General features: G+C 44.9%; 15 protein-coding genes. 7 read left to right on the forward strand and 8 right to left on the reverse strand.

Annotated features, from left to right (window positions below; translation table 11 throughout):
* Nucleotide 1: 1 nt before the first annotated feature.
* From kdsC to GOL65_RS21230, 3 genes are all read right to left on the reverse strand, one after another.
* Nucleotides 2–550, reverse strand: coding sequence for a 3-deoxy-manno-octulosonate-8-phosphatase KdsC (gene kdsC, locus GOL65_RS21220; protein ID WP_140920147.1), 549 nt, complete (start codon nt 548–550; stop codon nt 2–4).
* A gap of 51 nt (nt 551–601) precedes the next feature.
* Nucleotides 602–1,570: an arabinose-5-phosphate isomerase KdsD gene (gene kdsD, locus GOL65_RS21225; protein WP_140920146.1), complete on the reverse strand. Its 969-nt coding sequence runs from the start codon at nt 1,568–1,570 to the stop codon at nt 602–604.
* A gap of 64 nt (nt 1,571–1,634) precedes the next feature.
* Nucleotides 1,635–2,603 (reverse strand): calcium/sodium antiporter, encoded by a 969-nt coding sequence (locus tag GOL65_RS21230; protein WP_140920145.1) that lies wholly within the window; start codon nt 2,601–2,603, stop codon nt 1,635–1,637.
* A 299-nt stretch (nt 2,604–2,902) separates the two neighbouring features.
* Between GOL65_RS21230 and mlaF the strand changes: the two genes are divergently transcribed.
* From mlaF to murA, 7 genes are all read left to right on the forward strand, one after another.
* Entirely contained in the window at nt 2,903–3,706 is an 804-nt protein-coding gene (mlaF, locus tag GOL65_RS21235) for a phospholipid ABC transporter ATP-binding protein MlaF (protein ID WP_140920144.1), read from the forward strand.
* Nucleotides 3,706–4,488: a lipid asymmetry maintenance ABC transporter permease subunit MlaE gene (mlaE, locus tag GOL65_RS21240; RefSeq protein ID WP_140920143.1), complete on the forward strand. Its 783-nt coding sequence runs from the start codon at nt 3,706–3,708 to the stop codon at nt 4,486–4,488. The genes mlaF and mlaE overlap by 1 nt, the downstream gene beginning before the upstream one ends.
* 4 nt (nt 4,489–4,492) lie before the next feature.
* Nucleotides 4,493–5,008: an outer membrane lipid asymmetry maintenance protein MlaD gene (gene mlaD / locus GOL65_RS21245; RefSeq protein WP_140920142.1), complete on the forward strand. Its 516-nt coding sequence runs from the start codon at nt 4,493–4,495 to the stop codon at nt 5,006–5,008.
* 84 nt (nt 5,009–5,092) lie between these two features.
* Complete coding sequence (mlaC, locus tag GOL65_RS21250; protein ID WP_130592734.1) at nt 5,093–5,725, forward strand: phospholipid-binding protein MlaC; 633 nt, start codon at nt 5,093–5,095, stop codon at nt 5,723–5,725.
* Nucleotides 5,725–6,045, forward strand: a complete 321-nt coding sequence (mlaB, locus tag GOL65_RS21255; RefSeq protein ID WP_140920141.1) for a lipid asymmetry maintenance protein MlaB — start codon at nt 5,725–5,727, stop codon at nt 6,043–6,045. Before mlaC ends, mlaB begins: the two co-directional genes overlap by 1 nt.
* Nucleotides 6,046–6,198: 153 nt before the next feature.
* Nucleotides 6,199–6,453, forward strand: coding sequence for a BolA family iron metabolism protein IbaG (gene ibaG, locus GOL65_RS21260; protein ID WP_130592732.1), 255 nt, complete (start codon nt 6,199–6,201; stop codon nt 6,451–6,453).
* A gap of 124 nt (nt 6,454–6,577) precedes the next feature.
* Nucleotides 6,578–7,843 carry a UDP-N-acetylglucosamine 1-carboxyvinyltransferase gene (gene murA, locus GOL65_RS21265; protein WP_140920140.1) on the forward strand — a complete coding sequence of 422 codons (1,266 nt, stop codon included), beginning with the start codon at nt 6,578–6,580 and terminating at the stop codon, nt 7,841–7,843.
* 348 nt (nt 7,844–8,191) lie between these two features.
* Here the strand turns inward: murA and degS are convergent, their stop codons facing one another.
* The 5 genes from degS to dpiB form a co-directional block, all read right to left on the reverse strand.
* A complete protein-coding gene (degS, locus tag GOL65_RS21270) occupies nt 8,192–9,265 on the reverse strand; it encodes an outer membrane-stress sensor serine endopeptidase DegS (protein WP_140920266.1) in 1,074 nt (357 codons plus the stop codon).
* A gap of 88 nt (nt 9,266–9,353) precedes the next feature.
* Nucleotides 9,354–10,727: a serine endoprotease DegQ gene (gene degQ / locus GOL65_RS21275; protein WP_130592730.1), complete on the reverse strand. Its 1,374-nt coding sequence runs from the start codon at nt 10,725–10,727 to the stop codon at nt 9,354–9,356.
* A 253-nt stretch (nt 10,728–10,980) separates the two neighbouring features.
* Entirely contained in the window at nt 10,981–11,391 is a 411-nt protein-coding gene (gene zapG, locus GOL65_RS21280) for a Z-ring associated protein ZapG (protein ID WP_130592729.1), read from the reverse strand.
* Between the two features lie 285 nt (nt 11,392–11,676).
* The gene (gene dpiA / locus GOL65_RS21285; RefSeq protein WP_140920139.1) at nt 11,677–12,366 is read right to left on the reverse strand and encodes a two-component response regulator DpiA; all 690 of its coding nucleotides are present in this window, start codon (nt 12,364–12,366) and stop codon (nt 11,677–11,679) included.
* Between the two features lie 4 nt (nt 12,367–12,370).
* Nucleotides 12,371–13,999 carry a sensor histidine kinase DpiB gene (gene dpiB / locus GOL65_RS21290; RefSeq protein ID WP_140920138.1) on the reverse strand — a complete coding sequence of 543 codons (1,629 nt, stop codon included), beginning with the start codon at nt 13,997–13,999 and terminating at the stop codon, nt 12,371–12,373.
* Nucleotides 14,000–14,235: the final 236 nt, after the last annotated feature.

Raw genomic sequence — 14,235 nt, forward strand, 5'->3', positions numbered from 1 at the left:
CTCATATGGATAACCCTTGTGCCCCTTCGAGTTTATCTTGCGCTTGCAGAATTAAATCACATAACTCGCGTACAGCACCACGACCACCGGCAATTTGCGTTACATAGTGTGCTTTTGGCAGAAGAAGCGGGTGTGCATCCGCAACTGCTACCGCCAAACCAACTTTTTGCATCACGGGCCAGTCAATGAGGTCATCGCCAATATATGCCACTTGTTCTGGCTTCAGGGAGACATCTTTAAGTATTTTCTCGAAAGCCACCAGTTTATCAGATTGCCCTTGATACAGATGGGTAATTCCCAGTGTTTTGGCACGATTTTCAACCAGCTTGGCGCTACGTCCGGTAATAATGGCGACATCGATGCCGGAAGTAATCAGGCAACGGATACCATAACCATCACGCACGTTGAAGGCTTTTAGCTCTTCTCCCTGATTACCCATATAAATCAGGCCGTCGGACATTACTCCATCCACATCACAGATCAACAGTCGAATTTGGGCCGCCCGTTGAAAAACCTCTTTGCTTACCGCGCCGTAGCAGGTGTTAATCATGTTTATACTCTTTTGCTTTTCACTTAAATCGTGCAAACCAACTATTTTGCCTTAAACCACGCCAGCGCGCAGCATATCATGCATATGAACCACGCCTACTAACCGATCGCCTTCAGCTACCAGAACCGCGGTAATATGGCGTGACTGCATCAGATTCAGCGCTTCTACCGCCAGCATATCAGGACGAACGCGAATGCCGCCTTTGGTCATCAGATCGGCAATTTTAGCATTGCTAATCTCCACACCCTGATCGAAGACTCGACGCAGGTCGCCATCGGTGAAAATCCCTTGAATTAACATATCGTCATTACAGATAACGGTCAGGCCCAGATTTTTTCTGGTAATTTCCACCAGCGCTTCGCGTAGTGACGCCTGATTACTCACCCGTGGAATTTCGTCACCGGTGTGCATAATATCACTAACGCGTAATAACAGTTTGCGTCCAAGAGCTCCCCCCGGATGTGACAGGGCGAAATCGTCGGCGGTGAACCCTCTGGCCTCTAATAAAGCAACCGCTAATGCATCGCCCATAACCAGTGTCGCTGTGGTGCTGGTTGTTGGTGCCAGCCCCAACGGGCAAGCCTCCTGAGGAACGTTAATGCATAAGTGTGTATCGGCCGCTTTTCCCATTGAACTGTTTGGATTACCGGTCATACAGATCAATGGAATTTGTAAACGTTTAATCACCGGAATCAGCGCCATAATCTCACTGGATTCGCCAGAGTAAGAGATAGCAATCACAATGTCGTCGGCGGTGATCATGCCTAAATCACCGTGGCTGGCTTCGGCAGGGTGAACAAAGAATGAAGGTGTTCCGGTACTGGCAAAAGAGGCCGCCATTTTACAGCCGATATGACCAGACTTACCCATTCCCATGACCACGACTTTACCTTTACAGTGGAACATTAGCTCACAGGCGCGTGAAAAATCCTGATTGATATATTGATAGAGTTGTTCAAGCCCGGATCGTTCAATATCAAGAACCTGTTTTCCTGCTTGTTGAAAATCAAAGTTAGACATTACTCGTTCTCACTGTCATCAATAAAGTTCCCTTTGTCTTATTTTGGATCGAGGAAACTTAAATTCAGGCGTACGCAGAATACATCAGCACACCAATATAAAGGGTAAAACCAGCCAGCAGCACTATTCCCATTGGCCGTGTTAAACGACGGCTGCGACCTACGCAGAGCAAGGTCAGAAGCAGGCTGGCTGCCAGCATAATCCAGTAATCACGGCGGAAGGCCTCGCTAAAGAAGCTACCCGGAGAAATTAATGCAGGTATCCCCATGACTACTAACATATTAAAGATATTCGAGCCAATCACATTGCCCAGCACCATATCATCTTCATGTTTATACATGCCGGTGATAGCGGTTGCTAATTCTGGCAGGCTGGTGCCAATAGCAATAATTGTGAGGCTTATCATCAGTTCACTCAAGCCTAAATAGCGGGCCACTACCGTGGCATTATCAACCGTTATTTTGGCGGCAATGGGTAAAACCAACACGCCTATTAGTATCCATAAAAACGCGACGGTTTGGCTTATCTCTTTGGGCGTTTCGGCTTCCTGACTAACCGAAAGTGAATCTGTTTCCCGCAGAAAAGTGCGTTTACTCATTTTGAATACCAGCACCATAAAGCTGATAAAGGCGAGCAGCAGGATAATACCATCACTGCGACTAAGCTGGTTATCATAAAGGACAAAACCGGCCAGTAACATGATCAGAAACAGTAAGGGAGCTTCGCGTTTTAGCCGTTTAGAATGCAGACTTAATGGACGAATAATAGCAACGCATCCTAAAATGAGTAGGATATTAGTGATGTTTGAGCCAATCGCGTTACCAACCACCATATTGGTTTTGCCGTTAATCCCGGCGGTGACCGAAAATGCCAGCTCCGGCAGTGAGGTGCCTACTCCGGTGACCATAATGCCAACAGCAAGGCGTGGTACATTTAAACTGTTGGCGATAGCGGTAGCACCAAAAACTAAGCGGTTAGCACCATAAACCAGCAGAATGAGGCCAATAAACAGCATTACTATGGCGATCAGCATGCGTTATCCTGTTTAAAATTGAACTTTTTCATTCATCTATTCGTCTTAGTCAGGTCAGATGGACAGTAATATTCAGGTGCCGTTTAGCATTATTATTGCTGAATTATCACAAGGGCCTTTGGCTCAGGCTGAGAACATTGGTAAAATCCTTGAGTTAATTTTGACTGGCGTTGGATGAAAAGTAAAACACCGCCTGCGTTTCGGCCTCTGTTTATCAAGGGGAATGAAATGTTGAGCCAGAGTATATTAATACTTATGATGGACGATATAAGTATTCATCCTGATAGTTTAAGGACGTTATGATTAAATCGGCAGCGAATTTGGTCGAAGTACGGGATATGTCGTTTTCCCGTAATGGTCGTCCAATATTTCAGGATATCAACCTGACGGTACCTCGTGGCAAAGTGACTGCGATTATGGGACCTTCAGGCATTGGTAAAACCACATTATTACGGTTAATCGGTGGGCAATTGGCACCGGATAGCGGTGATATCATTTTTGATGGGGATAATATCCCAACGCTTTCTCGTCGCCACCTGTATGAAGTCCGTAAAAAGATGAGCATGTTGTTCCAGTCAGGAGCTTTGTTCACCGATTTAACGGTGTTCGATAATGTGGCTTATCCTTTACGGGAACATACTAAATTACCCGAAGAATTGCTCCACAGTACCGTATTGATGAAGCTGGAGGCGGTTGGTTTGCGGGGCGCAGCTAACCTGATGCCGGCAGAGCTGTCGGGGGGTATGGCGCGTAGGGCTGCTTTGGCTCGGGCAATTGCTCTTGAACCTGAACTGATTATGTTCGATGAACCTTTTGTCGGTCAGGATCCAATCACCATGGGCGTTCTGGTTAAACTTATTGATGAGCTTAACCATTCATTAGGTATCACCTGTATTGTTGTTTCACATGATGTGCCGGAAGTTCTGAGCATTGCTGATTATGCTTATATTGTGGCGGAGCATCGTGTTATTGCAGAAGGAACGCCGGACGAATTACGTGCTAATCCTGACCCTCGAGCCAGACAATTTCTGGACGGTGTGGCAGATGGCCCGGTTCCTTTCCGTTTTCCCGCCGGTGATTATAAAACGGAGTTACTAAGTTAATGTTGCTACAGGCATTGGCGTCTTTAGGACGCCGTGGTATCCAATTTTGCACCTCTTTTGGCCGTTCCGGGCTGATGTTGTATGGGGCACTGGTTGGAAAGCCGGAGTTTCGCAAGCAATGGCCGCTTTTACTCAAGCAACTGTATGTTGTTGGTGTTCAGTCACTGCTGATTATTATGGTTTCTGGCTTGTTTATCGGTATGGTTCTGGGCTTGCAGGGCTACCTGATTCTTACTACCTATAGCGCTGAAGCCAGCCTGGGTATGATGGTGGCACTCTCTTTATTGCGCGAACTGGGACCGGTTGTTACTGCATTACTGTTTGCCGGTCGGGCAGGTTCAGCGTTAACCGCAGAGATTGGCCTGATGAAGGCGACAGAACAGCTTTCCAGCCTGGAGATGATGGCCATTGACCCACTGCGCCGGGTGATTACCCCACGTTTTTGGGCTGGTTTTATCAGTATGCCGGTGCTAACTGCTATTTTTGTTGCGGTCGGTATTCTGGGCGGAGCAATGGTTGGCGTGGACTGGAAAGGAATCGATGATGGTTTCTTCTGGGCTGCGATGCAGGACTCCGTTAGCTGGCACACCGACCTGCTGAACTGTTTAATTAAAAGTGTAGTATTTGCAATCACAGTAACCTGGATTGCGCTTTATAATGGCTATGACTGTATTCCGACATCGGAAGGAATTAGCCAGGCGACTACTCGTACCGTCGTACATGCCTCTCTCGCCGTATTAGGTGTAGATTTTGTACTGACCGCAATGATGTTTGGGAATTAAATCGATGCAAAGTAAAAAAACGGAAATCTGGGTAGGGGTGTTCATGCTGATTGGTCTGTGCTCACTTTTATTCCTGTGTTTAAAAGTCGCAGATGTGAAATCTTTGGGCAATGAGCCAACTTATCGGCTTTACGCGACATTTGATAACATCGGCGGTTTAAAAGCGCGTTCCCCGGTGAGAGTAGGGGGAGTTTTGGTTGGTCGTGTGGCTGATATTACTCTTGATCAAAAGACCTACTTCCCGCGCGTAGCAATTGATATGCAGCAGCGTTTTAATCATATTCCGGATACCAGCTCTTTATCGATTCGCACTTCAGGTCTGTTAGGTGAGCAATTCCTGGCGATGAATATTGGCTTTGAAGATGAAGATATGGGGACCAAAATTCTGAAAGATGGCGATGAGATTAAAGATACCAAGTCAGCGATGGTATTGGAGGATCTGATCGGTCAGTTCTTATATAAAAGCGGCGGTGATGAAAAACCTGCTGATGAAGGCACTGCGCCTGCTCCGGCTCATTAAGATATCCGGCTGGCAAAAGGTTGGTTGCGGAGTTAACCATGTTTATTCAACATTATGGACAACAGTAGGATAAGAGGAACAGCTATGTTAAAACGTTTTATGATGGCAGCACTTTTCATGATTGCCCCTTTGGCGGCAAATGCAGCTGATGCCAGTAATCCTTACCAGCAGATGCAAGTTGCGGCGGAAAAGGTATTTACCCGCCTGACCAATGAGCAACCTAAGATTAAACAAAACCCTGACTATTTACGTACCGTAGTGAAGGAAGAGCTCCTTCCTTACATTCAAGTGAAATATGCAGGTGCTTTGGTGTTAGGTCGTTATTATCGTGATGCAACCCCGGCACAGCGCGATGCTTATATGCCAGCCTTTGAAGCCTATATGGAGCAGGCTTATGGTCAGGCGCTTGCTATGTATAATGGTCAAAAGTATCAAATTGCCCCTGAACAACCATTAGGTGATAAAGATAACGTTTCTATCCGTATTACCATTAATGACACCAACGGTCGTCCACCAATTCGTCTGGATTTCCAATGGCGTAAAAACACCAAAACCGGTGAATGGCAGGCTTATGACATGATTGCTGAAGGTATCAGTATGATTACCACTAAGCAAAATGAGTGGGCTGAAACTCTGCGCCGTGATGGTGTTGATGGCTTAACTAAACAGCTGAAGGCTCTGGCCAGTCAGCGAATTACGCTGGATGATAAAAAATAATGCAGAACGCTCTGAACTGGCAGGCTGAAAATGGCGTAATAACGTTAAGCGGTGATTTAGATCGTGAAACGTTACTGCCGTTCTGGAAAGTTCGGCAGCAGGTTATCGGTGCTGATATAACAACGATTGACGTGTCGGCTTTGTCCCGGGTGGATTCTGCGGGGCTGGCGATGTTGGTTCATTTACTTGATGAAGGTGAATCACGCAAACAGCCGCTAAAACTGACGGGAATGACAGAGAAGCTGCAGATGTTGGCATCTCTGTATAATCTGCAACAAATTATTCAGCCTTACCTCGTGAGTACACCAACTATGGTGTGATAGTATGTTCATCAGGCTGATTTGAAATGAGTCGCGGAGATATAGTCATCTATATCTCCGCGATGTTTTTATAACGAATCAGAACTTATGTGCTAATTTAAACTGTTTTCTATTCTGAAAAACAGAACTTTTCTGATTAATATAGTGAAGACGATGGATACTAACGAAATAAGACAAATTTTGCTCGATGCATTAAATCTGCAAGATGTTCGCGTCACGGGTGACGGTAGCCATTTTCAGGTGATTGCCATTGGTGATATGTTTGAAGGTATGAGCCGCGTTAAACAGCAGCAGGCAGTTTATGCTCCGCTGATGGAATACATTTCCGATAACCGCATTCATGCACTGTCGATTAAAGCTTATACCCCGACAGAGTGGGAACGCGACCGCAAACTGAGCGGTTTGTAATTGGGTACATAACCCATACGGGCCGTTAGTGATTTTATCTGTGCTGATTAAATAACAACGCATAACAACAAATATTAAATCAGCATCTGACCTTTTAAATGTTGTTGTATTAGAGAGAGCGATTATGGACAAGTTTCGAGTACAGGGCCCCACCCGACTAAGTGGTGAAGTGACGATTTCTGGCGCTAAAAATGCAGCGCTCCCGATTCTTTTTGCAGCACTGTTGGCGGAAGAGCCAGTAGAGTTACAGAATGTGCCAAAGCTGAAAGATATCGATACTACCCTTAAGTTGCTGGGCCAACTGGGTGTGAAAATTGAGCGTAACGGTTCGATTTTTGTTGATACCAGCAATGTAACTGAGCTATGTGCTCCTTACGATTTGGTAAAAACCATGCGCGCCTCTATTTGGGCGTTAGGGCCATTAGTTGCCCGTTTTGGTCATGGTGAGGTATCTCTGCCGGGTGGATGTGCTATCGGTGCCCGTCCGGTTGACTTACATATTTCTGGTCTGGAGCAGTTGGGCGCAGAGATTAAGTTAGAAGAAGGGTACGTTAAAGCATCGGTTAACGGTCGCCTGAAAGCAGCGCATATCGTGATGGATAAAGTTAGCGTAGGCGCTACAGTAACTATTATGAGTGCAGCAACGCTGGCGGAAGGAACTACCGTTATTGAGAATGCGGCCCGTGAGCCAGAAATTGTGGATACGGCTGAATTCCTGAATACATTAGGTGCGAAAATCACCGGTGCGGGAACTGATCATATTACTATTGAAGGTGTTGAACGTTTAGGCGGTGGTGTGTATCGCGTACTGCCTGACCGTATTGAAACCGGTACTTTCCTGGTAGCAGCGGCGATTTCGGGTGGTAAAGTGATTTGTCGCAATACGCGTCCGGATATGCTGGATGCGGTATTAGCTAAATTACGTGAAGCGGGTGCTGAAATAGAAACCGGTAGTGACTGGATCAGTCTGGATATGAAAGGCAAGCGCCCACACAGCGTCAATATTCGTACCGCACCACATCCTGGTTTCCCAACTGATATGCAGGCCCAGTTTTCTCTGTTGAATCTGGTGGCTGAAGGAACCGGCGTCATCACTGAAACTATTTTTGAAAACCGTTTCATGCATATTCCTGAGTTGATCCGTATGGGTGCTCATGCTGAAATCGAAGGCAATACGGTTATCTGTCATAGTGTTGATAAGCTGTCTGCCGCTCAGGTAATGGCGACGGATTTACGCGCATCGGCAAGTTTAGTGCTGGCGGGCTGTATTGCTGAAGGCGTTACGGTTGTTGACCGTATTTATCATATCGATCGTGGATATGAGCGTATTGAAGAAAAGCTGAATGCACTGGGTGCTAATATTCAGCGTTTTAAAGAGACAGACGAATAACAGTTAGGTTGGTTATTTGATTGAAGTTGAAAGGGCGCGGGATATAGGATCTGCGCCCTTTTTTGTTGATAAATCCAAAAATCGGCTTCAATGAATATTCCGGTCGTTAAGTCAGCAGTGCTTATATTGGCTTTGTGCTCGACCGGAAGACCGTCTGTACTTGGCTTTGGTGAGCGTCGGGCCTACCTTTCCTATGGGCGCTTCGTTGGCTGACGCCAAGTCGACCCAAACGGAAAGGTCTCCCGACGATTGACTATTTTTAGATATAAATTTATTACCTGAGTTTGCCATCAATTAAAAAGGGCGCAGATGCGCCCTTGCTGTTTTTATTTAACTGTATGGAATGAATTAGTTGTTCTGCGCTGGGTATTCGGAGATTTTTAGTGTGAAGGTCAGGCGCTGGCCCTGACGTAATACGATCACCGGAATATTGGTTCCCGGGCGGATCTCTGATACTTCATCCATGACTTCAATGGCGGAGGTTGCTGGTTTGTTGTTGACGTTAACCAAAATATCTCCGACTAGCAGGCCAGCTTCTTCTGCCGGACCTCCAGGGGTTACGGAGCGTACCAGTATTCCCTGTAACCGATCGAATGGACTACCCTGATTTTGCATCTGGCTGAATTCACGGCCTTCAATACCGATAAAGCCACGAATCACTCGACCGTCCCGGATAAGCTTATTCATGATTTTAGTGGCAAGTTCGGTAGGAATTGCAAAGCCAATGCCTTCAGGGGTATCACCATCGGTACGTTTGTCTAATGACAGGGTATTGATACCTACTAACTCGCCCAGAGAATTAATCAATGCACCACCAGAGTTGCCGTGGTTAATTGATGCGTCAGTTTGCAGCAGGTTTTGTCGACCGTAAGGGCTAAGACTGGTTCGTCCGGTGGCGCTGATGATGCCCTGAGTAACGGTTTGTCCAAGGTTATAGGGGTTACCAATTGCCAGCACCACATCACCAACGTGAGGTGAACGTTTTGAGTTAATTGGAATGACCGGCAGGTTGTCTTCTTTAATTTTGAGGACGGCTAAATCGGTTAACGTATCGGCACCCACTAAAATTGCTTCATAAACCTGACCATTTTGTAATGTGATAATGACCTGGTCAGCATTCAGGATAACGTGCCTGTTAGTAATGATATAACCTTTCTTATTCATAATAACGCCAGATCCAAGGGTGTTAATTCCCAATGTATTCTGGCTGGAAGAACTAAGAGCGCTACGGTTATAGACGTTAACAACAGCAGGAGCGGCACGCTTGACAGCACTGTTATAGCTTAATGGTGACTCACTAAGCGGTAAACTCAGGGAATTGTTAAACAACCCCGACGCATCACGCAGTGAGGGAAATATCAGCAGTAGAGCAGCGGCAATAATTAAGCCAATAATTATCGAACGTAACAGTTTGGCAAACATGCATATCGTCAAAAATAGTAAAGGTAAGGAAGGATACCATGACTTGAACGGATACGGCATAGTGCCGTATCCGTTTTTGCGATCGGTATTAACGCAGAATCAGATAGATATTGTCATCACCGCGTAAAATATTGAGTGCCAGCACATTTGGCTTGCTGTCCAGTATTTTGCGCAGCTCACCAATATTGGTGGTACGGTCGCTGTTGACCCCAATGATCATATCGCCAGCTTTTAAGCCACTCTGAGCAGCCGGAGAGCCTTTTTCTACGTCTTTAATCATCACGCCTTTGGTGCCTTTAACTTCACCATTGTTGAAGCTGGCGCCTTGCAGGGCAGGGGAAAGAGACTCGGCACTGATAGAAGACTGATCGCTGTTTTGCAGTTCGACATTGACTTCCATCGGTTTGCCTTCGCGTAGCAGACCCATTTTCACTTTCTTACCGGCACCAGCGGTGGCAACTTTAGCCCGCAACTCGGCAAAACTGCTGATGGCTTTACCATCCAGAGAAACAATCACGTCACCGGATTTAATACCGGCTTGTGCCGCCGCAGATTTTGGCAGAACTTCACTCACAAATGCGCCGCGCTGAGCGTCCACTTTAAATGCTTTTGCCATTTCAGCAGTCATTTCACTGCCTTTAATGCCCAGCATGCCGCGTTTAACTTCACCGTATTTAATTAACTGATCGGTCAGGTTTTGCACCATATTACTCGGGATAGCAAAGCCGATACCTACGTTACCGCCGCTAGGGGCGAGGATCGCGGTATTAATACCAATCAGTTCACCGTTAAGGTTAACCAGCGCGCCGCCGGAGTTACCACGGTTAATGGATGCATCCGTCTGAATAAAGTTTTCCAGACCCTCCAGATTCAGACCACTACGGCCTAACGCGGAGATAATACCGGATGTAGCGGTCTGGCCCAGACCAAATGGGTTACCTACCGCAACGGCGAAATCACCAACGCGCAGGCTGTCAGAGTCGGACATCTTAATTGAGGTCAGATCTTTTGGATTAGAATCGGTTAACTGTAATAGTGCGATATCAGACTGCTCATCGCGTCCAATCAGTTTTGCCTGATACTCTTTACCGTTATTCAACTGAACGCGAATTTTGTCCGCATTGTTAATAACGTGGTTATTGGTAACCACATAACCTTTCTCAGCATTGATGATGACACCTGAGCCCAATCCTTCAAATGGACGAGAGCTTTGTTGTTCAGATGGCATGTTTGGACCAAAGAAGAATTTAAATTCTTCAGGGATTCGCTGACGCTGAACTTGTGTACCTTCAACATATACGCTGACCACAGCAGGAAGAACTTTGTCCAGCATTGGAGCCAGACTAGGAACTTGCTCTCCGGCGACAGTGGTTGGTAAAGCCGCATTAGCGACCGGTACTGAGGAAAAAGTTAATCCCAGGCTGACTGTCAGGGCGCTTAATAATAAAGTGGTTTTTTTCATGGATGATTACTCTCAATACCAACAGGTTACATGTTTAAACTATTACAAAATAGTGTAGCTATTGCTATGACTGTAAGTAGTGTCAAAAAGTTCATGATTCAAGCGCCAGCAAGGGTTGAAATCGGCAGTATCAATAAATGTGATACGCTTCAAATTCAGTTGAGGCGCAGATAAAACGAATAAAGTAAAGAAAGGTAATTAATTGTAGCAGAAGAAAATGACGCTATCGGGGTTGATAGCGTCATCAGAGATTTTAGTCTTTGCGTTCCGGGCGGAATAATCCGGAAGCGCCTTCAGAGTAATCCCGCGGCGGGATATCAGCCGACAGCTGATCCTGTTCTGAAGCAGAAGAAACAGGCTTATAGTTGATATAGCTAAATGGATTATCGCTGGTGGCCATATCAGGTAACAGCGCAGTTGAACTTTTAATCATATGCTTCTGGAACTGACGATAATCTTGAGCCATTTTTTCTAACAGCTCTGCGCTGTGGGAAAAGTGACTAACCAGCTCCTGACGGTAAGCTTCCAGCTCTGCCTTATTCTTATTAAGCTCCTGCTGTAATGCAGTTTGTTGACGTAGTTTTCTGTTACCAAAACGCATAGCTAAAGCGCCAATGATAAGACCAACAACTAAGCCAGCAATCAGTGCATACTCCCAAGTCATATTGACTCCTTTTTACGGTCACGAATTACAGAGGGGCAATCCCGGATAACAGAGTGATAGTGGAACAAGTAATCTTTTACTGATAGTTATGTACTCACCTTACCAGTGAAATCCACTTACTCAATTTTTACCCACCAACTATACCTGTAAATGGTGCTCCGGGGGAACCTCGTTCGACATTTCCTTATATCTTACCATGATAAAACGCACTTTTTAATCTTAAAGCTGTAATGGAAGTTTTACGGTTCTGTCTGCAGTAATGTTTTATTTATTAATCTTTTAATACTATTCGACTGGGGTACTTAAGCGATATATACGCTGAGGTCGACCCACTTTTCCATAAATAATCTCAGCCTGTAAGAAACGTTCTTTCGCGCAAAACTCCAGATAGCGTCTGGCTGTTGTGCGGCTTAATCCTAATTTTTTCGCAATATCTTCAGCGGTATAGCCAATTTGTGCATCACTGAATGCATCCTGAACAATCTTTAGCGTGATTTCGTCAATACCGATGGGCATGGTTGGTTTAGCCTGAATGCGGGCGAAGGTATTAAACATTTCATCAACCTGCCACTGACTGACATCTTCCGTCTGCTTCTGAACCCGATGCAGATGACTAAGGCGAACCAATGTTTGTTCCAGGCGATCGTAAGACACGGGCTTAAGCAGATAGTCAAAAACACCGCAGCGAATAGCTTCCGAAACGGTATCAATATCGCTGGCAGCAGTAATAAAGATAACTTCACCATGGTATTTTTCAGCAGAGAGCTCTTGTAATAGCTCAATGCCCCGACCATCCGGCAGATAGTTATCCAGAATGATCAAATCGGGCTTGAAGTTATTAATCATCATGCGCCCTTGCTCAAGATTACCGGCGAGCCAAACCTGACGACAGCTATTATGGCGTTTAATAAATTCAGCGTGCATTTCAGCGAGCGGAGTTTCATCCTCAATAATTAGAATATTTAGGTATTTCATATAATTAATTTCCTTTTCCTTTGGGGATAAAAATAGAGAATACGGTGCCGCAAGGCTCATTATCATCAAGAGTGATGGTGCCGCTATATTGGTCAATATAGGTCTTGACCAGATAGAGACCGATACCGTGGTCTCCACTGTTTTTAGACGTCACGCCTCGCGTAAAAATAGTGTCGCGAATATCAGGTTCAATGCCGCAGCCATTGTCTGAAACTTCAATAATTAGTTCAGATCCTTCATCCGAGATAAAAAACTCAATCAGTTTATTGCTGTCAGGATTTTTTAATGTGGCTTCAAAAGCATTATTCAATAAATTTCCAAGAATACTGGCCAGTTCATTTTCCGTGAGTGGATTGATATTGGCACTAAGTGTACTGCCGGGAGTAAATTGAATTTCCAGTCCGAGTTCTTTTGCCCGATGATACTTACCAAACAACAGGCCAGCAATCAGGCGATTTTTAAACATCTGACTAATGCTATCGATAAGTGACTGTTGGTTAGAGGATTCGAATTTGACCATCTCCAGTGCCCGGTCATACTCTTTTAGCTGCAACAATCCACCAATGGTGGAGATCCAGTTAAGATGTTCATGACGTAGCGTACGCAGGTTTTCTACATACTGTTGTATTTGGCTCAGTTGGGCACTGAGAGTATTGATCTCATCATGACGGCGGAAGCTGACAACCCAGCCCTGAAATTCACCGTCAATCCAAATTCCCACCCGGTTAGCAATAATTTTTAAACCATTAATAATAAGCAGATCGTCAATGCGGTTGGTGCCGCTGGTTTCAAGAAAGTAATCGGGTGGCGTAATTAAGTTTTGTACCTGACGGCCCACCAGATATTTTGCTGCACCGGCCAGCTTAAACATTTTTTGTGCGTTCTGGTTAATGGCGGTGATCTTGCCTTCGGTATCGACGGCGATAAGCCCTTCGAAAACCGCGCCAAACAGCGCATCTTGCTGGCGCTGTACTCTGGCAATCTCCATGGGCTCCATTCCCATCATCTGTTTTTTTATATGGGTGGAGAATTGCCAGGAGAGCAGAATAAGAATAAAGAGAATCAGCAGCAGAGCACTGGTAAGGGGGAGAATTTGATTAGAGCGCCACATATCGATTTTACTGTTGAGATACCCTAACGATATGACACCAATGACATGATTATTTTTGTCCCAGATAGGCGTTTTTGCCCTCAGGGCCAGCCCCATCGATCCTTCACTACTGATAATGTAACTTTCGCCCCGTTCCAATGCGCCTGGTTTATTCCACTGCATGGTAAAACCGATTTTTTCCGGATTAGGGTGATACAGACGGGTAGAGTTTTCATCACCAATAACCAAATAGCTAAAGTTAGATTCCATACTAAGACGGTCAGCGATCTTTTTAAGTTTTTTGGTATCTCTTTGTTCCACACCTTCAATCACATCATCCATTGAAGCAATGATCTTGGCCTGATTCATGGCAATTTCGCTGACTTTATCGGTCAGATAATTATCCAATTGATATTCCATGAATTTGTTTAATGCGCCTAACAGTAAGGTAAAAACCACAAGCAATAATAAGAATACACGCCATTGAAATGACATGTTTTTTAACATATTCTTAATATATTCCTTTTTCGTTTTAATACGCATTTAACATTCACTTTTTATTATTTGAAGTGTGAGGAATGAATATAATTAATTTATTTATAAAATGCATTTAATTAATAAAAAAAATAAAAACCATTAAGATATTAATGTTTATTCGGCTAAGTGTGAAGCAGATCAATTAACTCCCTCAACCTAGTTACTATGATGTTATCCATGATTTTATTAGTCAATTGACTTATTTTTTTAATTATTAAAATAACATTCCCGATAATGTTATA

The sequence above is a fragment of the Limnobaculum xujianqingii genome (assembly GCF_013394855.1).
GTDB lineage: Bacteria > Pseudomonadota > Gammaproteobacteria > Enterobacterales > Enterobacteriaceae > Limnobaculum > Limnobaculum xujianqingii.